This window comes from Algibacter sp. AS12 (genome assembly GCF_046736315.1).
GTDB lineage: Bacteria > Bacteroidota > Bacteroidia > Flavobacteriales > Flavobacteriaceae > Algibacter_B > Algibacter_B amylolyticus.
Genome location: NZ_CP151841.1, coordinates 36918 through 56468, shown reverse-complemented (window position 1 = coordinate 56468; position 19551 = coordinate 36918). Strand labels below are relative to the sequence as shown.

Below are 19551 nucleotides of genomic sequence, written 5' to 3'. Positions count from 1 at the left end.
ATGGCAGAATACATAAACGTCGAAAAACCTTTTTTAGAAAAACTAAAAGACCTCAATTGGCGCATCATAGACCAAGGGAGTTTTGGTATTCCACAAAATCCGGCGAAAAGTTTACGATCTAGTTTTAAAGAGGTAACACTGAAACAAGAGTTTATAAAAGCGGTTAAAAAGATAAATAGTGTTAATGGAGTTGAGTGGTTAACCGAGAAGCAGTTAGACGATTTATATAATGAAACCATTGCAACCGAAAAAGCAAACTTATCGTTATTAGAAGCTAACAAGCAAGTCTTTGAAAAATTAATTGGTGTTACCAAAACCACAGTTGCCAAAAACGAAGTCACAGGAGAAGAAAATCCATTAGTAAAACTAATAGATTTTAAAGATTGGGACAGCAATGAGTTTGTAGCTATTAATCAGTTTAGAATTGTTACTCCTGGTGGACCAAGAGAAGGTATTATTCCAGACATTGTGTTATTTGTAAATGGCTTGCCTTTTTCTGTAGTAGAATGTAAAGATGTAGAGGTTGCAGATCCTATTTCGAGTGCTGTAGATCAAATAATGCGTTATGCCAATACACGTGAGGATGATTTTGGAATTAAAGAAGGTGAAGAACGTTTATTTTATTACAACTTATTTAGTATTGCAACGCATGGCGAAGAAGCTCGTGTAGGTTCTATTTCAGGCGATTTTGAGTATTATTTAAACTGGAAAGATATTTTTCCTGAAGTGTATAAAAATGTAGATGTTTTAAACTATGAAGCAGAAGAAACTGCTAGGTATCAAAATAACGGATTACATAATGACCCAAGAGTACGCCAAGAAGTTTTAATAAAAGGCATTTTAAACAAAGAAATCTTATTAGATATTTTGCAACATTTCACTTTATTTATGGAAATAAAGGAAGGTATTGAAATTAAGGTGGTCTGTCGTTATCAACAATACAGAGCAGTTGGTAAAATATTAGATAGAATGCGTAACGAAACTTCAGGAAAAACACGCTCTGGTGTGGTTTGGCATACACAAGGCTCTGGTAAGTCGCTTACCATGGTGTTCTTTGTTCGTAAGTTACGTTCGCAAGCAGACTTGAAAGATTACAAGGTGATTATGATGGTAGATCGTAAAGATTTAGAAAAACAACTCTCTGCCACAGCGCGTTTAACCAATGAGTTTAAAGAAGCTAATATTGTTGGTTCTCGTAAAGAGTTAGTGCCAAAGTTAAGTGGAAATGCGTCTAACCTTAATATGGTCATGGTGCATAAATTTGTGCAAGAAGAATTAAAACATTCTAAAGCATTAATGAAAGCTTTTGTAGAAGAAGGGAAAGTACCCGAATTTAAGCCTTTTGATGTTGTTAATACATCTGACAGAATAGTCATACTTATTGATGAAGCACATAGAACACAAGGTGGAGATATGGGAGACAATTTATTTACTGCTTTTCCACATGCCACAAGAATAGCCTTTACAGGAACACCTTTGTTAACCGATAGACACAAACAAAAAACACACGAACGTTTTGGAGGAACAGGTGAGTTTATTGATACATATAAAATTAGAGAAGCAGTAGATGATCGTGCTACTTTAGATATTATATATATTGGTAAAACTACAAACGATAATATTAAAGACAAAAAGGCTTTTGATGACGAATTTGAAGATGTCTTTAAAAAACAAAACAAAGAGGAAAAAGAAGAAATTCAGAAACGTTACGGAACCATGCAAGCCTATTTGGAAAACATGGACCGTTTACGAAAAATTGCCAAGAACTTAGTAAACCATTATGTGAATGACATTTTGCCAAATGGTTTTAAAGCGATGGTTGTTGGAAGTTCTATAGTTGCAGCAGCGCGTTATCAATTTTTAATAGCTGAAGCTTTAAAAGAACGAGCAGAAGTAGAAAGGAATAAGCCTAAACCAGATTTAGATTTAATTAAAAAGATAGAATTTTTAAAGATTGGTACAATTGTTACCAAACAAGATAATAACGAACAAGCGTTTATAAGTGCAGCTCGTAAAAATGCTAAAGAAATAAAAGCGGTTGACAACTTTAAAAAAGATTTTGATTATAGTATAGATGAAGAGGGTAATTATTTAAAACCAGAAACTGGTGTGGCATTCCTATGTGTTTGCGATAAGCTATTAACAGGTTTTGATGCATCAATTGCCCAAGTCATGTATTTAGACAAAAGCATTAGAGAACATGATTTATTGCAAGCGATAGCACGTGTAAACCGAACTAAAAAAGATAAAACACATGGTATTTTAGTAGATTACTATGGTGTTTCTAACCATTTAAAAGATGCTTTAGATATTTGGGGAGCAGAAGATGAAGAAGATATTAAAGAATTATTGGAATATTTTAGAGATATTAATAAAGAAATTCCTGTTTTAGAAGCACGTTACAATAGAATGCTTCAGTTGTTTACAGATAAAGGAATAACAGAATTTAAAAAGTTTGCAGAACAACGAATGCCTGACAAGGATGAAGAATTTCAATTGGCAGAAGATTGTATTACGTTAGCAGAATCTATTCCCTTTAGAGCACAATTTGATACGTATATAAAAGCCTTTTTTGATAGTTTAGATTTGTTGTTTAATTCTGAGGCTGCAAGAAAGTATTATATTCCTGCTAAGCGTTTTGGGTATTTATTAGTGCGTATTAAAAACCGTTACAAAGATCCAAGCATGGACTTAAAATGGGCAAAACCTAAAGTGCGCAAAATGATAGATGCACATTTAGAAACTTTAGGTATTGATAGTCGTGTAGCACCTGTTAGTTTATTGTCTAAAGATTTTTCAAAAGAGGTAGGTAAATTGGGTAAAAACTCAAAATCTAAAGCATCGGAAATGGAACATGCCATTAGGCGACATATAAAAGTAAATATCAATAAAGATCCAGCTTTATACAAACGTTTCTTAAAACGCATGGAAGAAATTATAGAACGTTATCAAGGTAATTGGGATGCTATTGTAGAAGAGTTTGAAAAAGTAAGAGAAGATTTAGCAAAAGGCAGACAAGGAGAAAATGAAGAAGAAGGCTTAGACGAACAAGAATTACCATTTTATGATTTTATAATCTTTAGTGCGTTTAAAGATGAAGTAATAACAGAAGCGGAAAAAGTAGCTTTAAAAGAATTAACAAAAGAATTGGTACATCTTTTACAAGACGCTATTAATAAACCTAACTTTTGGGGAGGAAGACCAGCGGAAATTAGAAAATTACAAGGAGAAGTAGAAGATTTAATTTCATTTAACGACGTTGATAAAGTTTCAAAATTACATGCAAAATTATGTGTGGAAATCATGAATTTAGCAAAACGTAGACATCAAGAATTAATCAAGTAAATGATAGTATCAGGATTAGACATAGTTATTCAAAAAAGCGAACGTAAAACAGTAAGTATCTATATAGAACGAGACGGTACTGTATCTGCACGTGTTCCTGAAAAACTAAAAGATGAAGAAATTAGAGATATTCTAAAAGCAAAAGAATATCAAATCTTTAAAAATTTAGCAGAGTGGGAGCAATTGAATGAGAATGCAGTAGAAAGAGAATATGTAAATGGACAATCATTTTTATATCTAGGACGTAATTATCGATTGAAATTGGTAGATGAAAAATTGGAAGGTGTTCAGTTTAAAAAGAATGCATTCTTCTTAAACAAATTGGATAAGCATAAAGCAAAGGAGCTATTTGTTAAGTTTTATAAAGATAAATTGAATAGTAAAATTCATCCAATAATCGAACGCTATAAAAATCAATTAGGCGTAGAACCAAATGAAATAAAAGTCATGGAGTTACAAAATCGTTGGGCATCATGTATGACAAATGGAAACGTAAATTTTCATTGGAAATGCGCCATGGCACCAATTGATGTATTACATTATATTGTAGTCCATGAGTTGGCACATTTAATTTATAATAACCATTCACAAGCTTTTTGGAACGAAGTAGATAAAATATTACCCAATTATGACGAGCAAGTAAATTGGTTAAAGATTAATGGTGTTGGTATGGATTTGTAATTACCAATTCTCCATGGTTCTATAACTCATTTTAGATTCTTTTTCTCCTTTTCTAAGGGTACCATATTTGTTTTTAATGTAGTTTTTATAAAATAATCTAAATTTTTTAAGGTTACCATCCCAGTCGCTGTTTTTTGAAATTTCAAATATATTATCTTTATCTGTTTTATGTTCTGGGTAATGATAATAATTGAAAAAGTCTTCTCTCACTAAAGCTAGAATTTTATCTTCTTTTTTACCTAAAAGTCTATAATTATGCCAATTAATAGCAATTTTATCTAAGTCTCTAAAATTACCATACAAAGGGCTTTCTAGTTTCTTTAGCCAGATTTTAAGGTCTTCAGGGTATTCTTTGTGATTTTTAAAATCCATTTTATCCCAAGATTTTTGGAAATCTTCCCATATAAATATATTAGATTCTTGAAAAGTTGGCATTTTTACTGCAAATTGACAAATTCTATCGAAGAACTTATGTGTTAAAAAGGTTTCATTATCACGTAAAGTAGTAATGTCTTTTGTTGATGTAAATGCAATTCTTATTTCAAATTCCTTTTCTTTAAAACCAAACATTCCCCCTTGCCCTGTAGAAATTCCATTAAATAACAAACCTTGACTTTCTTTATTAAGTTCCTCTATATCTGAAATTACTAATAAACCTTTATTTGCAGTTTTAAATAGTTTAACCCAATCATCTTCATTGTATTTATTAGTGTTAAAAGCAGAAATAAATACTAGTTCATTTAAATTCTTGTCATCTTCTTTATGTAAACTTTGAATTTCTTTTAACCAATGTGCTTTTCCTGTACCTCTAGATCCTAAAATTAAAATTGAAAACCTTCCAGGGTTAGTTAAATAAGAGTTTAATTTAATAATAGCATCTTTTCTTTGTTTGGTTTCGTTTTTTATAATATTTGATATTTTGTTTAACATCGCGTATTTATTTGTTTGTTATTGCGTATATGTTTCAAATATACATGTATTTGATTTCTTTGTAGGAAATAATAATAATAATAATTAAAACCAAAAATTATGAGTAAATCAAAACCAATGACAAGAACGGCAGCTTCAAGAATTCAAAGTAGTACTGCAAAAACATCAAATTCAGGAAATGTAGCAAAAGGAAGTTTTGCTGCAAAAGCACAAAGTGCAGCAGCGAAAAACTTTAAAAAGTAATTATTAATTAAATCTCGCCTTTTAGTTAAAGGCGAGATTATAATTTAAAACTTCATAAGATGAAAAACATCCTGAATTACAAGCTAACTCAACATTTTGAAGAAAGATTAATGCAGAGACAAATAGATCCTTTTTTGGTTTCTATGTGCCTTGTTAAAGGAGCTATGAAACCTGTTGGAAGATCTAAAATTGAGTACACACTTTCTAAAGAAGGTGTTTTGCAAGCTATAGATCAAGGTTATATGTTAGCGAAAGATATTCTTTGGGTAACAAGTTTTACTGTTGTTGCTAAAGGGGATGTATTAATAACTGTTTTTGCAAAATTTGGAGATACAGGAATCACAAATTAGAACAATTGTAAATAAGTAAAATGAACATGACTTATTTCATTTTAAGACAAAAATAACTACAAATAATACTATTTTTCAACTTTTAAAAAGAATACAGAGTAAATGCACATATTAAAAATAATTCATGGCTATCCACCAAATTACAATGCAGGATCAGAAGTCTATAGTCAATCCATATGTAATCAATTATCAAAAGACAACAAAGTTTCCGTTTTTACAAGAGAGCAGAATCCGTATGCTCCAGATTTTGAAATTCGTTACGAACAAGTAAGCTCAAGTTTAAATCTTTATTTTGTTAATAACCCTAACGGTAAAGATGGTTATATACATCAAACTATTGATAACAATTTTAAAATTTTAGTAGAAGAATTAAAGCCAGATATAGCGCATGTTGGACACTTAAATCATTTGTCTACAGGTTTAATAGATGTTTTAAATGCATTAGAAGTCCCTATCGTTTTTACATTACATGATTTTTGGTTAATGTGTCCAAGAGGACAATTTTTAACGAGAAGTATTGGCAAAGAGAATAACACGATGCTTTGTTCTGGTCAAGAGGACAAGAAGTGTGCTACAAGTTGTTACCAAGTCTATTTTAGTGGAAAGAAAGAAGAAGAACAAACAGATATTGATAATTGGAGCAATTGGGTTAACCGACGAATGCAGGAAACCAAAGCGATAATAGATAAAGTAGATTTGTTTATAGCGCCTTCTAAGTATCTTGAAGACCGATTTGTTTCAGATTTTAATATACCAAAAGCCAAAATTACTTATTTAGATTATGGTTTTCCAACGCATTATTTAACACAAACAGAGAAAGCCAATGAAAAAGAACTCTTCACGTTTGGTTACATAGGAACGCATATTCCTGCAAAAGGTATCGATCAATTAATACAGGCTTTTAAACAAGTAAAAACACATGCTGTTTTAAAAATTTATGGTAGAGAAAGTGGGCAAAGTACAGCTGCTTTAAAAGCGTTGGCTTCAACTTCAGAAAATAAAGTGGAGTTTATGGGGGAATATATAAACCATAATTTGGTAAATGATGTTTTTGCGCATGTAGATTGTATTGTGGTACCTTCTATTTGGGGAGAAAATTCACCTTTAGTTATTCATGAAGCACAAGCTTGTAAAATCCCTGTGATTACTGCCGATTTTGGAGGTATGAAAGAATATGTGCAGCACCAAGTAAACGGACTATTATTTAAACATAGAGATGTGGATGCCTTAGCAGAACAACTAAATTTTGCAGTGTCTAATCCAGACAAAATGAAAACGTATGGAAGTAAAGGGTATCTGTTTTCGCAAGATGGAGGGGTGCCCGATATCGTTGAGCATTGTAATGAATTAGTAAATATATATAAGCAGTATACTCATACTAGTAAATTTTGGAGAGTTACAATCGATACAAATCCAGAAGATTGTAATTTGAAATGTATCATGTGCGAAGAGCATAGTCCCTATAGTAACTTTATAGATACGCTTTATAAAGAAACGGGTGTTAAGCGCAGACGTATGGATTTTAAAACCGTGCAACAGATTTTCGAACAAGCATCGGTGTTAGGAGTAAAAGAGATTATACCTTCTACAATGGGAGAACCACTACTGTATAAACAATTCGATAAGATTTTTGACTTAGCGAAACAACATAACATAAAAATTAATTTAACCACTAACGGTACATTTCCTAAAAAGAGTGTTTTGGATTGGGCTAAGTTAATTGTGCCTAACACTACAGATGTTAAAATAAGTTGGAACGGTGCTACGGCAGAAACTTCCATAGAAGTGATGCATGGTTTAGATTTTGAAAAAGCAATTTCGAATGTAGAAGAGTTTGTGGCTTATAGAGATGAGTATTTTAAAACAAATGGTTATTTCTGTCGTGTAACATTACAATTAACATTTATGCAAAATAATATGCATGAATTGGTGGATATTATCAAACTAGCTGCTGAACTAGGCGTAGATAGAGTTAAAGGACATCAGCTTTGGGATCATTTTGATGAAATTAAAGCATTGTCTATGAAAGCAACTCCAGAAAGTGTAAAGCGATGGAATATTTATGTAAAACAAGCTCATGCTGCAGCTGATACTTATAGAAAACCAAATGGAGAAAAAGTGTTATTAGAAAACATTATTCCAATAGAAGATCATGCGACTAAAGAGGTTCGAGAAGATTATGAATGCCCATTTTTAGAGCAAGAATTATGGATATCTGCAACTGGTAAAATATCACCTTGTTGTGCGCCAGATAATTTAAGACAGTCTTTAGGTGACTTTGGGAATATAAATACAGAATCTATTCAGGACGTTTTTAATAGTACTCGTTATAAAGATTTGGTGAGTAACTATAAAACAAAAAATGTTTGTAAAACTTGTGTCATGCGTAAACCTGTAGCTTAATGAAACATATAAATACTATAGAAAAGATAAAGGTTATTTTGCCTAAAATAGAAAATGTAGAGGTTGCACTGCTATATGGTTCTTATGCTAGGAAAGAAGCTTTAGGTAATTCAGATTTAGATATAAAGCTTATTGTTGACGATAGTTTTGACATTCAGAACTTTATAGAGATTATAAAAAATGAATTAGATGAAACAATAAAAAAGGTACACTTCATTAAACTTAGGAATAAAGTTGTTATTTATTTCAAGGAACTCCCGAAGTTAGAATTTGGTTTGTGTTACAGTATAGAAGCTATTAATCGAGATTTTTTAGGGTCAGAAATAATAGATATGAAAGACATCGTTTTGTATGAAAAAGATAAAGTGTGTACCCAAATAGAATCATATTTAAAACAACTTATAGCCTCTAAAAAGGATATTAACACCACAGATATAAATAATTTGATAGATAAGTTTTTATATGAGTTTGAGAGCTGTTCTTCTAAGCATAGTAGGAGTGATGGGTATCAGTTTTATTATTTTTATAATATTGCTTTTCATATTGCAATTCAATTAAACTATTTAGCTAAAGGGAAAACAGCCTATTATTTTCTTCCTAAAAACTTTATGACGAGTGAACTTTCGGCAGAAGCTCAAGCTAGTTTTTCTAAATTAAATGGCGCAACTTTTCTTCCAGAAGGGAATAAAAGAAAAAGAGCCTTATTAGATTTCTTTTACAGCGCAATAGAACAACTAGTTCCAACTAATATATATAATGAGCTAAAAGCGTTTTGCGAATGGGTTTACGAGCGTGACTTCTTTTGGAATTTTAGAGATGCAAATGCTTTCAATACTAAAATGAAAAATCATTTAGTTTATAGAACATCTGCATTAGCTTTGTTTCAAAATACGGAAGAACTCAATGTATTGTTGCGTGACAACAACATAAAGACGATAATTGATTTAAGAGCAGATAGAGAAATTGAAGCCATTTCATATTTAGGTGAAGTCTTAGATAAAGTCAAATATGTTAAAGCGCAATTTGACCCTTGGGATCAACCAGAATGGTTTAAAGAAAAGCATAACGAAGGTTCTAATCATGAGGTTGCATATCGTTTTTTTGCTATGGGTTGTAAAGACTCCATAAAGAAAACATTTGAAACTATTTTGGAAGAAGAAACAGGAGCTATTGCTATTCATTGTCATGCAGGTAAAGATAGAACAGGTATTATTTTTTCTTTATTACATCTTCTCCTAGGTTCACCAATAGATAATTTAAATACAGATTATTTAACAAGTGAAATGGATGTGTCACTAGATAAATTGAAAATAGCACTTGATGTTGTAGAAAATGAAGGTGGTATTATTAAATATTTAATGTCTTGCGGTTTAACAGAGAAGCAAATAGGGGATTTAAAACTAAAGTTGCTAAATGAGTCATAGAGCGTTTTTAAAATCTTTCTTCACAGAACATTGGAAATACATGACAGTAAATGCTGCTTGTAAATTAAATCTGTTCGATGGTTTAGATGAAATAGGTAAAACAAAATACCAGATAGCAAATCTATTATCTGTTCCAGAAAAAAATATAGAATTGTTGCTTAACGGTTTAGTAAGTATCAACTTTTTAGATGAGGTAGAAAGGCATTTTAAATTAAATGAAAGATCTATTCTTTTAACGGAAAAACACCCAGATTCTCTAAAATATGCTTGTTTAAATTGGTCAGGAGATCATTTAGAAGCTTGGAAAAACTTAGACGTTTCCATTAAAACAGGTAAAAGTGCTTTTGAGAATAACTATAGAATGGGGTATTTTGATTATTTAAATCAAGATGAAGAAAAACTAGATCATTATCATAAGGCGATGTTTGCTTACGCTAAAGATGATTATTGTAACATTACTGATGTAATCAATTTTAATATTCACAAAAGTGTAATGGATGTTGGAGGTGGTTATGGGGCTGCAATTTCTAATATAAAAAAGGTTCTACCAGACGTAGAGTGTTTTTTGTTTGATCTAGATGAGGTTATCACTAAATGTCATTTAGACAATAACGTTAAACCTATAAAAGGTGATTTTTTTATAGAAATACCGCAATTAGCAGAGGCTATGATGTTGTCTAGGGTTTTACATGATTGGAATGATGAAAAGGTAAATCAAATTCTAAATAATGCTTACCAAACGCTTCCAGAAAATGGATCTTTATATATTATTGAAAACTGTTCAGATAAGATAGATGTAGATTTATCTCTATTATCCCTAAATATGCTTTGTATGTGTGAGAGCTATGAGCGATCCTCTTATGAGTATATTGCTTTAGCAAATCAATCTAAATTTAGGTTTATAGAAGCTAAAAAACTAAATGAATTACAAACCATATTAATATTCAAGAAATAATGGATTGGAGGGATATAAAAGTTTCAGAAAAGGGTAATTCATTTATTTATAAGGATGAAATACTTTTCAAAAAAGAATATGATGAGGTTTTAAAATTTCATAGTCCAGGAATTGCTCCCGTTAAAGATGAATCAGGCTGGTATCATATTGATGTAAATGGATTGGAGATTTATAAGGAGCGTTTTGCCCGAACTTTTGGTTTTTATTTTAATCGAGCAAGCGTGATTGACGAAATTTTATGGTTTCATGTTAACGAAAAAGGAGCGCGATTGTATAATGAAAACTATGCTTGGACAGGTAATTATCAAGAAAACATATGTTCTGTTAGAGATTTAAACAATCAATATTTTCATATAGATTTGGATGGAAACCCTATTTATAAAGCAAAATATAAATTTGTTGGAGATTTTAAGGATGGTTATGCTTGCGTGAAGCAACTAAATGGGTTTTATAAGCATATTGATAAAAACGGTAATTTTTTAAGTAGTAAAGAGTTTTTGGATTTAGGGGTTTTTCATAAAAGTTATGCCACAGCAAAAGATTCAACTGGTTGGTTTCATATTGATAAAAAAGGTAATGAACTTTATTGCGAGCGCTATAGTATGGTTGAGCCTTTTTATAATGGATTTGCCGTTGTCGATACCTTAATAAATACAAAACAAATTATTAACGAAATGGGTGTGGTTGTTTTAGAAATTTAAACCTGGTCCTACAAATCATAAAAAGAATAAACAACATCACCAGTATCCATATCAAAATAGGGGAGTGCTCCATCAGATCTTCGTGGGATGTTATTAACCAAATGATAGCGCTTAATAATCTTATCAGATAGTTTTTTTAGATCTCCTTTAGTAGCAGGTTTGTTTTCTAGAGGAGTAAGAAGTGATTTTAAACCATCAGCTGCAAGTGAACCAATAGCAGCATTTCCTACTCCAGAGGCACTCATGGTTTCGATTTTTGTTTTAGTAGGTACTTTAATATTTTGTTCAGGGTTGGTAGTAGATGCTATTTTTGTGTTTTTTGTTTGTCTAACGTGATACGCTTTAGATCGGCATGTATCGCTACAATATTTTTGTACACGACGACGTTTTGGCTCAAATTTTTTAAAACAATATTGACAAGTATAAAATTCTCTTTCCATTAATTTAGCGTGAAATAAACGTTTGTTTGATGTATAAATTTATTTTTTTGTTGTAAAATCTGATTTTTGAATACTAATGTGATCATTAATTAACTCAACGTTAAATACAGATTCAAGAAGAAAGGCATCAGCTTCATCATCACGAATTATAACTGTTTTCTTTTTTCTTGGTTTTGAGGTTTTATGCTCAACCTTCCCTTTTATTAAATTTGGGACGGTAATTTTAAAATCTGGAGAGGCAAATTTTTCTTTAAATCGGTTGCTTCTCAATTTAGACTCCACAAAGCCAAACTTTGTAATTATTAAGTCGTGATGTTCTTTAAAAGTATTGGATTGCGTAATAAACATATTTTTAAAGACGTCTGAAACATCTTTAAAAACCTTATTTAGGTTATTAGCCATCCAGTTTGTGATGTAGGTATGAGCATCTAAATGATCCCGATATTTCTTTAATAAGTATCCAAACTGTTCAAGATTCAATTTTGCTTGAGCCTCTAATAATAAGAATATATTTTCTTCTAGGATGTTCCCTTTTGAAATAAGCTGTACTTTATTCACTGAAGTTATTTTAGTGGATATATTTCTATCCGTATCCATAAAAGCAATGGTATTGGTCGCATCAATGGGAATGATATCTTTCAATAGAGAATTTTGTAACTCATGATACAGGCTTTCTGGAACATAGAAGATATATGCCCTTGTTAAATTATCACGTATTATGGTGAAGGTATCGTTCATTAATATTATTTCAATAGGTGTGAGTAATCTTCTGGAATTGCCGCATCTATATCACGTAAATATTTTTCTAAGGCATCCATTGTGGAATGACCTGTAATAATCATTAATTGACTTTTTGCAGCATGTGGTGATGAATCAATAACCAAAGCACGATAAAGCTTTGTTATAAAAGTATGTCTAAAACTATATAGTCCGTAGTTTTTATCTAATTTAAAGTGCTCTTTAACCACCTTTTTATAACGCTTGGAAAAATAATCACGTCGGTTGTTTTCAACAGTATTCCATTCGCCTCCAATCTTATCTGGGGTAAATAAATACAAATCGCCATCCAACTGGCTTAAATCTGGCAATTCTTTCAATAATATATCAGGAATACGTTTTGTTTTTAGTGGACTATTCTTTGCTTTAAATTGAATTAGCTTTTCATTTAGGTTGATGTCCTTTATTTTTAACCTACAAACTTCAATAGGCCTTAATAAATTATAAGATATAAACTGAATGTAAAGCAACAAAATAGGATCTTCCGTTTTTAAATAGTTAAAAATTTCTGTTTGCTTTTCTAAGGAGTACGTTTTATTTCGTTCAGGACTCGTTTTTAGAGCTTTAATTTTCTTTACAGGATTTGTTGATATGATTTCGTTATCCTCCATAGTTTGCATTAAACTACTTAAATCCGTTCGGTAATTATTATAAGTTCTAGAACTTGCGGAGGCTAGTATAGAGTTTAAAAACGTATTAATAACCTTTTTGTTTACTTGATCTATTGTTTTAACCGCTGGTAATTCTACTTCAAGCCATTTAGTTAGCTTATTAGCTTTACCTTCATAATCTTTAAGCGATCTGGCTGCTACAATTTTCGATTTTATTTTTAAACTGAAACTAAAAGAATCTTTAACACTCATTTTATCCGATTCTTTCTCTTCGGTAGGTGTTTTTTCCAAAACAGGTTCTTGAATAATAGGCTTAATTTGTTCTTCAACTTTTAAAACTGGTTTTTTTACTTCACTTTTCTGCGCGCTATTTTGTCTTAAAGTAGATTCATATAATACTGTATTATCCTCGAATGGATTATAACCTTTTTTAAGCAGAATGATAAGTCGTTTTCTGTAGGTCGTTAAAACGGTAAGTCGGTCTTCTTTTGTTTTGTAAATATTGGCTTTTCCATAAATATTTTTCATCCGTTCTAGCTTACCCGTTTTAGGGTTTCTAAAAGAGAAATAAACATACCACCGCTTGGATAAATCGCCTTTAGCGTTATAAATTTTTGGAGTAGAGTATGAGGCTTTTAGGGTCAATTCGTGTTCTAAAATATGTTCGAAAACGTGTTCATTTGTGTTCTCAAAAGTAAGAATATTATTTAATTTAGACATAAAAAAAACGGTTTAGAGTGAACTAAACCGTTTGTTTATGCGCAATTTTGAATTGTAGCGAGAGCGGGGCACGATCCCGCGACCTCCGAGTTATGAATCCGACGCTCTAACCAGCTGAGCTACCTCGCCATAATTTAAGGCTGCAAATATAAAAACAAAATTGTACTACGCAAACAGAACTTGAAGAAATTATTATTAATTTTTCTTGCTTAACTTATCAATTTATGTATATATTGAGCATCAATAATATTAAACATAAATAATGGACGATAAAGTTAAATTTGAAATAGAGTTTCCTATTCAAGCTTCTCCACAATTATTATATCAATATATCTCAACGCCTTCAGGTTTATCCGAGTGGTTTTCAGATAATGTAAACTCTCGTGGTGAATTGTTTACCTTTATTTGGGATGATAGTGAAGAGCAAGCTAAGTTACTAAATAAAAAAAGCGGCGAACGTGTTAAATTCAGATGGATAGAAGATGAAGAAGACGGATCATCTTGCTATTTTGAAATTAGAATTCAAGTTGACGAAATTACTAAAGACGTTTCATTAATGATTACAGATTTTGCCGATGATGATGATGAGGTCGATGAGTCTAAAATGTTATGGACCAATCAGATTTCTAGTTTAAAACAAGTATTAGGTTCTGCTTAATAAATTGATTTTATTTAAAAATAAATAAAAAAACTTCGAAGCCTTTGCTTCGAGGTTTTTTCGTTTTATAAACAAGCTATTGTTCTTTATATATTTTAAGACTTCGTGGGATTGCCCCAAGCTATTTTATTTATATTTGTGGCGCTTTTAAACTAAAGATAGACATAATTTCTTTTTATGATAAATTTTAACGGAACAGTTTCAGAAAACAACAAAATGCTATCAATTCAAAATAGAGGGTATGCTTATGGTGATGCGCTTTTTGAAACCATAAAAGTAGTAAGTGGTAAAATACTATTTTGGGAAGATCATTACTTTAGGTTAATGGCATCTATGCGTATTATGCGTATGGAAATACCTATGAGTTTTACCATGGAATTTTTAGAAGCCGAAATTCTTAAAACCTTAGATTCTAATAATCAATTAAAAGACACTGCGCGTGTAAAACTACAAGTTCACAGAAACGAAGGCGGACTTTATACACCAAGCACCTCAAATATAAGTTTTATAATTTCTGTAAAACCACTTTCAGAAAACTTTTACTTGCTAAACGACGCTTTTTACGAAGTCGATTTGTTTAAAGATTATTACGTGTCACCAAGTTTATTATCTACGCTAAAAACCAATAATAAGGCGCTTAACGTAGTAGGAAGCATTTATGCCCAGGAAAACAATTTAAACAACTGCTTATTAGTTAATACAAACAAACATGTAGTAGAGGCTCTAAATGGCAATGTGTTTTTAGTAAAAGGTAATACCATTAAAACACCACCATTGGCCGATGGCTGTTTAAAAGGCGTTATGCGTACACAACTAATTAATATCATTAAAACATTATCGGATTACCAATTGGAAGAAGATTCTATCTCGCCATTCGAAATTCAAAAAGCAGACGAAATGTTTATTACCAACGTCATTACAGGCATACAACCGGTTAGTAAATACAGGAAAAAAAGTTATGACAACGCGGTAGCTAAGCTGTTACTGCAAAAATTAAATGTAAAGATAAGATTGGGTTAATCCTATTTTAGGTTAAACAATAGTTGACATCTTAATTGTAACTTGGGTTTTCTGGTGCATTGGACCAAATACTATATTCACCACCAAATTCTAACATTTTTTCTTTCCAAAAACTTTCATAGTCTTTTTCTATAATGTTCTTTTCATAGGTGTTTTTGGACACTACCCACGAGTTGGCTTTAAGTTCATTAACTAGCTGGCTAGTTTCCCATCCAGAATACCCCAGAAAAAACTTAATGTCATTTTCTTTTATCGTATCATTCTTAATAAGTTCGGCAACTTTCGTAAAATCTCCACCCCAATAAATACCTAAAGAAATTTCAATACTATTGGGAATTAAATGTGGTATTTTATGTATAAAGTAAAGATTATCTTGTTCAACAGGGCCTCCATTGTATACCTTAAACGTAGCTTCCACTTCAGGTATAAGGTCGTTTATATTATATTCTAAGGGTTTGTTAAGTATAAATCCTATTGAACCTTCATCTGAGTGGTCTGCAAGTAGTACTATGGAACGATTAAATGAAACATCGCCAATTATTGCAGGTTCCGCAATTAATAGATCTCCTTTTTTGGGCTTTGTTGTAACCATATTTTGAGCAATTAATAATTAAATCTAAGATTTATTTATTTAAAATGCAACTCTAAATGGGAATATAAAAAAAAAAGCCTCCAAAAAATGGAAGCTTGTTTTTTTACTAAGAAGTAAATAATTAGTTTACTGCACTAGATAAATCAGATCCAGCTTTAAACTTTACAACGTTTTTAGCTTTTATTTTGATTGTAGCACCAGTTTGAGGATTTCTTCCTTCTCTAGCAGCTCTTTTAGAAACTGACCAAGATCCAAAACCTACTAAAGAAACTCTGTTACCTTTTTGTAAAGCACCTTCTATTTCAATAATTGCACATTCTAAAGCTTTTTTAGCAGCTGCTTTAGTAATTCCAGCGTGTTCTGCCATTGCGTCGATTAAATCTGTTTTGTTCATAATATAAAATTTAATTATTAATAATTCGGTTAAACATTTTTGTTAAATCCTTTACAAATTTATACGGATTCTTTAACCACACAAGTAACAGCAAGGGAAATACGTGGTTTTGTTAATAACTTAGGGCATTTGTTAATAAAGGAAGTGTTATTTGTCGAGTTTTTAGTAAAATGAGTGATAATAAGGCTTTACAGCATTTTAGCATTTTCATTAAAAGTATAACCGTTTAAAAGCGATTTTATATCCATAGCGCGTTTACCCGGAAGTTTAATTTCTTTAATAATTATGTAACCATTTGTTACTGCTACCTTTAGTTCTTTCTTTGTAGAAATAATCTTTCCAATCTCTAAATTATGTAGTTCTTTCTCTTTTTCTACCTTGTATATTTTAATATCTAAAGCATCATCACCATTAATTAAAGTACACCAAGCAGCAGGATAAGGCGATAGGCCTCTAATATGGTTAAAAATAGCATCCATAGGAGCATTCCAATCTATCTTGCAGTTATCCTTATTAAGCTTATAAGCTGTTTTAATATCACTGGTGTCCTTCTGTTTAATTGTTTCTACTTTGCCTTTTTCAATAAAACCAACCGTTTTTAAAACCAACTCGCTTCCAATAACCATTAGCGTATCATGTAAATCGCCAGCATTCTCATCGGGCTTAATAGCAATTTCCTCTTGCAGAATCATATCGCCAGTATCAATTTTCTCATCAATAAAAAAGGTAGAAACACCCGTTTTTGTTTCTCCATTAATAATAGCCCAATTAATAGGAGCGGCACCACGGTAGTTGGGTAATAACGATGCATGTAAGTTAAACGTGCCATATTCAGGCATTTGCCATACTACTTTAGGTAACATTCTAAAAGCTACTACAATTTGAAGATTGGCATTAACCGCCTTTAGTTCTTTAATAAAACTATCGCTTTTTAAGTTTGTAGGTTGTAAAATGTTTAACTCTTGCGATTTTGCATACTGCTTTACAGCACTCTCATTAAGTTTTCTGCCACGTCCAGCAGGTTTGTCTGGTGCTGTAATAACACCAACTATATTATAATTATGTTCTACTAAAGTTTTTAATGTGGCAACGGCAAAATCTGGTGTGCCCATAAAAACAATTCTTAAATCTTTCATTTTTTTTCTTTTATATTTTGGCGTTACCCATAAAGGGTCGGGCTATTCGTTGCAAGTCCTCGCACCTCCAAAGTCGGGCTGTGGGCTATTCACTACTATCCCTAACGCGGGTATGTTTACTAAATGCTGTTTTTTATTTGATTTGGTTTTGAGTTTGGGAAAAGTTCGTTTAATGTTTTACGGATATGAAATCGTTTTAATGTTTTATATCCGACGTTAAACGAAGGTATTAGAAAATTTTTACAAAGTCAAGTAGCACACACCTATAAATGGCTCAATTTATAAGTATTCGTTGGTGTAATCACAATTATTTGGTGCTCTAATAATAATTTTAATACTGGTTTTAAAGTCTCTTGTTCGCATTGTAAGTGGGCTACCATAGCGCGCGATGATTGCTCGCCATTTTCGAGCAATTCAATAATGCGTTTTTTAAGCGTTTTACCATCTGCAGGTTTCTTTTTATCATGCTTGGCTTGTATGCACACCGAGCAAATGCCACAGTTTTCAGCATCGGTTTCTCCAAAATAGGAGAGTAGCTGAATACTTTTACAAACCGATTCGTTTTCAACATAATCTAACATGGCTTTTACCTGCCCTTGTTTTAATTTATTTTGTTGCTCGATTGTTTTAGCTATTCGGTTTATGGTTTTATCATCTTCGCGAGGTTCAATAAAGGTCACCTGCGCATCGGTTTTAGCAAGGTTTAATGTAATAATCTCGTCCTTTTCTAATTCTTTCAATATATGGGTTAATCTACCCTCGGATATGGCTGCTTTTTCACAAATCTTTTTAAGATCTATTTTTGTAACATGATCGAACACACCACCATAAAGGCGTAAAATAGATTTTACTATAATTCCAAAATTTTGGTGCGTCTCCAAATAATTAAACAAGGCTTTGTTAGAAATTACAAATTGTACGGTTACCTTATTTTTAAATTGTTTAGATAATGTTATTATGCTATTTCTGTCTAATATTAACAGCGCATTGTAACATGTTATGGCACTAAATTTATAGGTTTTACAAAAGGTGTTAAAATCGAAATCGAAGGTTAAATATTCCCCTTCGCCATAAGATATTTGAAAATAGTTGCACAGCTTTCTGTACACTTGTTTTACTAAGCTTACCGTAGGTAACACACTTAAAAATTGATTTTTAACCAAGGCTTTATCGCTATCGTTTTTTAAAATTACAGCAAAAGCTTTGTCGCCATTTCGTCCTACACGTCCGGCTTCTTGAAAATAACTCTCAATACTTTCGGGCAGAGTAAGATGAATAACCGTTTTTACATCGGGCTTATCTATACCCATACCAAAGGCATTGGTGGCTACCATAACCTGTTTTTGGTTGTTTAACCAAGCTGCCATGTTTACATCTTTCTCAACATTTGAAAGTCCGCCGTGGTAATGCGTGGCAGTAATTTTTTTAGAACTTAAAAAGGTACTTATATCTAGCGTTTGTTTTCGGTTACGAACATAGATTATTGATGATGCGCTGTACTTTTTTAATATGGTTTCCAGCCTATAATATTTATCGTTTTCATGAAAAACCATATACGCTAAATTTGGCCTGTAAAACGATTGTTTAAATATTTTAGGATCTATAAAATCTAACTCGTTTACAATATCTTGTACCACTTCTGGTTTTGCCGATGCTGTTAAGGCTACCACATTTACACTGGGTTGTAGTTGGCGTAATAACGTAATGTTTTTGTATGCCGGCCTAAAATCGCTTCCCCATTGCGAGATACAATGTGCCTCATCTACAGCTATTAAGTTTACCGGCATTTGTTGTATACGACTTTGTACCAACTCTTGTTGTAAGCGCTCTGGCGATAAATATAAAAACTTGTAGTTACCGTAAATACAATTATCTAAAAGGGTGTCTAAGTCTTTATAACTTATGCCGCTAGTTATTGCCATGGCTTTTATGCCTTTGTTATTTAAGGCTAAAACTTGGTCTTTCATTAATGCTATTAACGGCGATACGACTATGCAAATCCCTTTTTTTGCAAAAGCTGGAATTTGGAAGCACATCGATTTTCCGCCACCTGTTGGGAGTAATACAAAAGTGTCTTCGCCTGCAATAACCGAATTAATTATGGCTTCTTGTTGCGGCCTAAAACTTGTATATTTCCAATAGCGTTCTAATATGTTAATGGGGTGTTCCAT

18 protein-coding genes and 1 tRNA gene are annotated in these 19551 nt (G+C 31.8%); 10 read left to right on the top strand and 9 right to left on the bottom strand.

What is annotated here, in order from left to right; translation table 11 throughout:
• On the top strand, positions 1 to 3345 hold the full coding sequence (locus tag AAFN75_RS00255; RefSeq protein WP_411807714.1) for a type I restriction endonuclease subunit R: 3345 nt from the start codon (positions 1 to 3) through the stop codon (positions 3343 to 3345).
• Complete coding sequence (locus tag AAFN75_RS00250) at positions 3346 to 4026, top strand: M48 family metallopeptidase (RefSeq protein WP_411807713.1); 681 nt, start codon at positions 3346 to 3348, stop codon at positions 4024 to 4026.
• On the opposite strand, the gene AAFN75_RS00245 is transcribed toward AAFN75_RS00250, so the two are convergent.
• Entirely contained in the window at positions 4027 to 4956 is a 930-nt protein-coding gene (locus AAFN75_RS00245) for a sigma 54-interacting transcriptional regulator (RefSeq protein ID WP_411807712.1), read from the bottom strand. It abuts the gene before it with no gap.
• Positions 4957 to 5055: 99 nt separating this feature from the next.
• Between AAFN75_RS00245 and AAFN75_RS00240 the strand changes: the two genes are divergently transcribed.
• The 6 genes from AAFN75_RS00240 to AAFN75_RS00215 all read left to right on the top strand — a co-directional run bounded on the left by AAFN75_RS00240 (position 5056) and on the right by AAFN75_RS00215 (position 11032).
• The gene (locus AAFN75_RS00240) at positions 5056 to 5199 is read left to right on the top strand and encodes a hypothetical protein (protein ID WP_411807711.1); all 144 of its coding nucleotides are present in this window, start codon (positions 5056 to 5058) and stop codon (positions 5197 to 5199) included.
• Positions 5200 to 5258: 59 nt separating this feature from the next.
• A complete protein-coding gene (locus tag AAFN75_RS00235) occupies positions 5259 to 5549 on the top strand; it encodes a hypothetical protein (RefSeq protein ID WP_411807710.1) in 291 nt (96 codons plus the stop codon).
• 102 nt (positions 5550 to 5651) lie between these two features.
• Entirely contained in the window at positions 5652 to 7952 is a 2301-nt protein-coding gene (locus tag AAFN75_RS00230) for a glycosyltransferase (RefSeq protein WP_411807709.1), read from the top strand.
• Positions 7952 to 9376: a tyrosine-protein phosphatase gene (locus tag AAFN75_RS00225; RefSeq protein WP_411807708.1), complete on the top strand. Its 1425-nt coding sequence runs from the start codon at positions 7952 to 7954 to the stop codon at positions 9374 to 9376. Before AAFN75_RS00230 ends, AAFN75_RS00225 begins: the two co-directional genes overlap by 1 nt.
• The gene (locus AAFN75_RS00220) at positions 9366 to 10331 is read left to right on the top strand and encodes a methyltransferase (RefSeq protein ID WP_411807707.1); all 966 of its coding nucleotides are present in this window, start codon (positions 9366 to 9368) and stop codon (positions 10329 to 10331) included. Before AAFN75_RS00225 ends, AAFN75_RS00220 begins: the two co-directional genes overlap by 11 nt.
• Positions 10331 to 11032 (top strand): WG repeat-containing protein, encoded by a 702-nt coding sequence (locus AAFN75_RS00215; RefSeq protein WP_411807706.1) that lies wholly within the window; start codon positions 10331 to 10333, stop codon positions 11030 to 11032. Before AAFN75_RS00220 ends, AAFN75_RS00215 begins: the two co-directional genes overlap by 1 nt.
• A gap of 8 nt (positions 11033 to 11040) precedes the next feature.
• Here the strand turns inward: AAFN75_RS00215 and AAFN75_RS00210 are convergent, their stop codons facing one another.
• The 4 genes from AAFN75_RS00210 to AAFN75_RS00195 all read right to left on the bottom strand — a co-directional run bounded on the left by AAFN75_RS00210 (position 11041) and on the right by AAFN75_RS00195 (position 13709).
• A complete protein-coding gene (locus AAFN75_RS00210; protein WP_411807705.1) occupies positions 11041 to 11472 on the bottom strand; it encodes a hypothetical protein in 432 nt (143 codons plus the stop codon).
• A 39-nt stretch (positions 11473 to 11511) separates the two neighbouring features.
• A complete protein-coding gene (locus tag AAFN75_RS00205) occupies positions 11512 to 12210 on the bottom strand; it encodes a hypothetical protein (RefSeq protein WP_411807704.1) in 699 nt (232 codons plus the stop codon).
• Positions 12211 to 12215: 5 nt separating this feature from the next.
• Positions 12216 to 13580, bottom strand: coding sequence for a tyrosine-type recombinase/integrase (locus AAFN75_RS00200; RefSeq protein ID WP_411807703.1), 1365 nt, complete (start codon positions 13578 to 13580; stop codon positions 12216 to 12218).
• Between the two features lie 55 nt (positions 13581 to 13635).
• A tRNA-Met gene (locus tag AAFN75_RS00195) sits at positions 13636 to 13709 on the bottom strand.
• A 133-nt stretch (positions 13710 to 13842) separates the two neighbouring features.
• Here AAFN75_RS00195 and AAFN75_RS00190 point away from each other — a divergent pair.
• Together AAFN75_RS00190 and AAFN75_RS00185 are read left to right on the top strand one after the other, a co-directional pair.
• Positions 13843 to 14238, top strand: a complete 396-nt coding sequence (locus AAFN75_RS00190) for an START-like domain-containing protein (RefSeq protein ID WP_144116329.1) — start codon at positions 13843 to 13845, stop codon at positions 14236 to 14238.
• Positions 14239 to 14415: 177 nt separating this feature from the next.
• Positions 14416 to 15258 carry an aminotransferase class IV gene (locus AAFN75_RS00185; RefSeq protein WP_411807702.1) on the top strand — a complete coding sequence of 281 codons (843 nt, stop codon included), beginning with the start codon at positions 14416 to 14418 and terminating at the stop codon, positions 15256 to 15258.
• 31 nt (positions 15259 to 15289) lie between these two features.
• Here the strand turns inward: AAFN75_RS00185 and AAFN75_RS00180 are convergent, their stop codons facing one another.
• The 4 genes from AAFN75_RS00180 to AAFN75_RS00165 form a co-directional block, all read right to left on the bottom strand.
• Positions 15290 to 15850, bottom strand: coding sequence for a YqgE/AlgH family protein (locus AAFN75_RS00180; protein ID WP_144116327.1), 561 nt, complete (start codon positions 15848 to 15850; stop codon positions 15290 to 15292).
• A gap of 121 nt (positions 15851 to 15971) precedes the next feature.
• Positions 15972 to 16244 (bottom strand): HU family DNA-binding protein, encoded by a 273-nt coding sequence (locus tag AAFN75_RS00175; RefSeq protein WP_034040429.1) that lies wholly within the window; start codon positions 16242 to 16244, stop codon positions 15972 to 15974.
• Positions 16245 to 16432: 188 nt separating this feature from the next.
• Entirely contained in the window at positions 16433 to 17380 is a 948-nt protein-coding gene (gene fmt, locus AAFN75_RS00170; protein ID WP_411807701.1) for a methionyl-tRNA formyltransferase, read from the bottom strand.
• 263 nt (positions 17381 to 17643) lie between these two features.
• Positions 17644 to 19551 carry an ATP-dependent DNA helicase RecQ gene (locus tag AAFN75_RS00165; protein WP_411807700.1) on the bottom strand — a complete coding sequence of 636 codons (1908 nt, stop codon included), beginning with the start codon at positions 19549 to 19551 and terminating at the stop codon, positions 17644 to 17646.

Coding starts and splice junctions, on each gene's coding strand:
- AAFN75_RS00230 (WP_411807709.1), top strand. CDS start 5,652: ATGCACATATTAAAAATAATTCATGGCTATCCACCAAATTACAATGCA.
- AAFN75_RS00205 (WP_411807704.1), bottom strand. CDS start 12,210: ATGAACGATACCTTCACCATAATACGTGATAATTTAACAAGGGCATAT.
- AAFN75_RS00245 (WP_411807712.1), bottom strand. CDS start 4,956: ATGTTAAACAAAATATCAAATATTATAAAAAACGAAACCAAACAAAGA.
- AAFN75_RS00210 (WP_411807705.1), bottom strand. CDS start 11,472: ATGGAAAGAGAATTTTATACTTGTCAATATTGTTTTAAAAAATTTGAG.
- AAFN75_RS00240 (WP_411807711.1), top strand. CDS start 5,056: ATGAGTAAATCAAAACCAATGACAAGAACGGCAGCTTCAAGAATTCAA.
- AAFN75_RS00235 (WP_411807710.1), top strand. CDS start 5,259: ATGAAAAACATCCTGAATTACAAGCTAACTCAACATTTTGAAGAAAGA.
- fmt (WP_411807701.1), bottom strand. CDS start 17,380: ATGAAAGATTTAAGAATTGTTTTTATGGGCACACCAGATTTTGCCGTT.
- AAFN75_RS00255 (WP_411807714.1), top strand. CDS start 1: ATGGCAGAATACATAAACGTCGAAAAACCTTTTTTAGAAAAACTAAAA.
- AAFN75_RS00165 (WP_411807700.1), bottom strand. CDS start 19,551: ATGGAACACCCCATTAACATATTAGAACGCTATTGGAAATATACAAGT.
- AAFN75_RS00190 (WP_144116329.1), top strand. CDS start 13,843: ATGGACGATAAAGTTAAATTTGAAATAGAGTTTCCTATTCAAGCTTCT.
- AAFN75_RS00220 (WP_411807707.1), top strand. CDS start 9,366: ATGAGTCATAGAGCGTTTTTAAAATCTTTCTTCACAGAACATTGGAAA.
- AAFN75_RS00180 (WP_144116327.1), bottom strand. CDS start 15,850: ATGGTTACAACAAAGCCCAAAAAAGGAGATCTATTAATTGCGGAACCT.
- AAFN75_RS00200 (WP_411807703.1), bottom strand. CDS start 13,580: ATGTCTAAATTAAATAATATTCTTACTTTTGAGAACACAAATGAACAC.
- AAFN75_RS00185 (WP_411807702.1), top strand. CDS start 14,416: ATGATAAATTTTAACGGAACAGTTTCAGAAAACAACAAAATGCTATCA.
- AAFN75_RS00175 (WP_034040429.1), bottom strand. CDS start 16,244: ATGAACAAAACAGATTTAATCGACGCAATGGCAGAACACGCTGGAATT.
- AAFN75_RS00250 (WP_411807713.1), top strand. CDS start 3,346: ATGATAGTATCAGGATTAGACATAGTTATTCAAAAAAGCGAACGTAAA.
- AAFN75_RS00215 (WP_411807706.1), top strand. CDS start 10,331: ATGGATTGGAGGGATATAAAAGTTTCAGAAAAGGGTAATTCATTTATT.
- AAFN75_RS00225 (WP_411807708.1), top strand. CDS start 7,952: ATGAAACATATAAATACTATAGAAAAGATAAAGGTTATTTTGCCTAAA.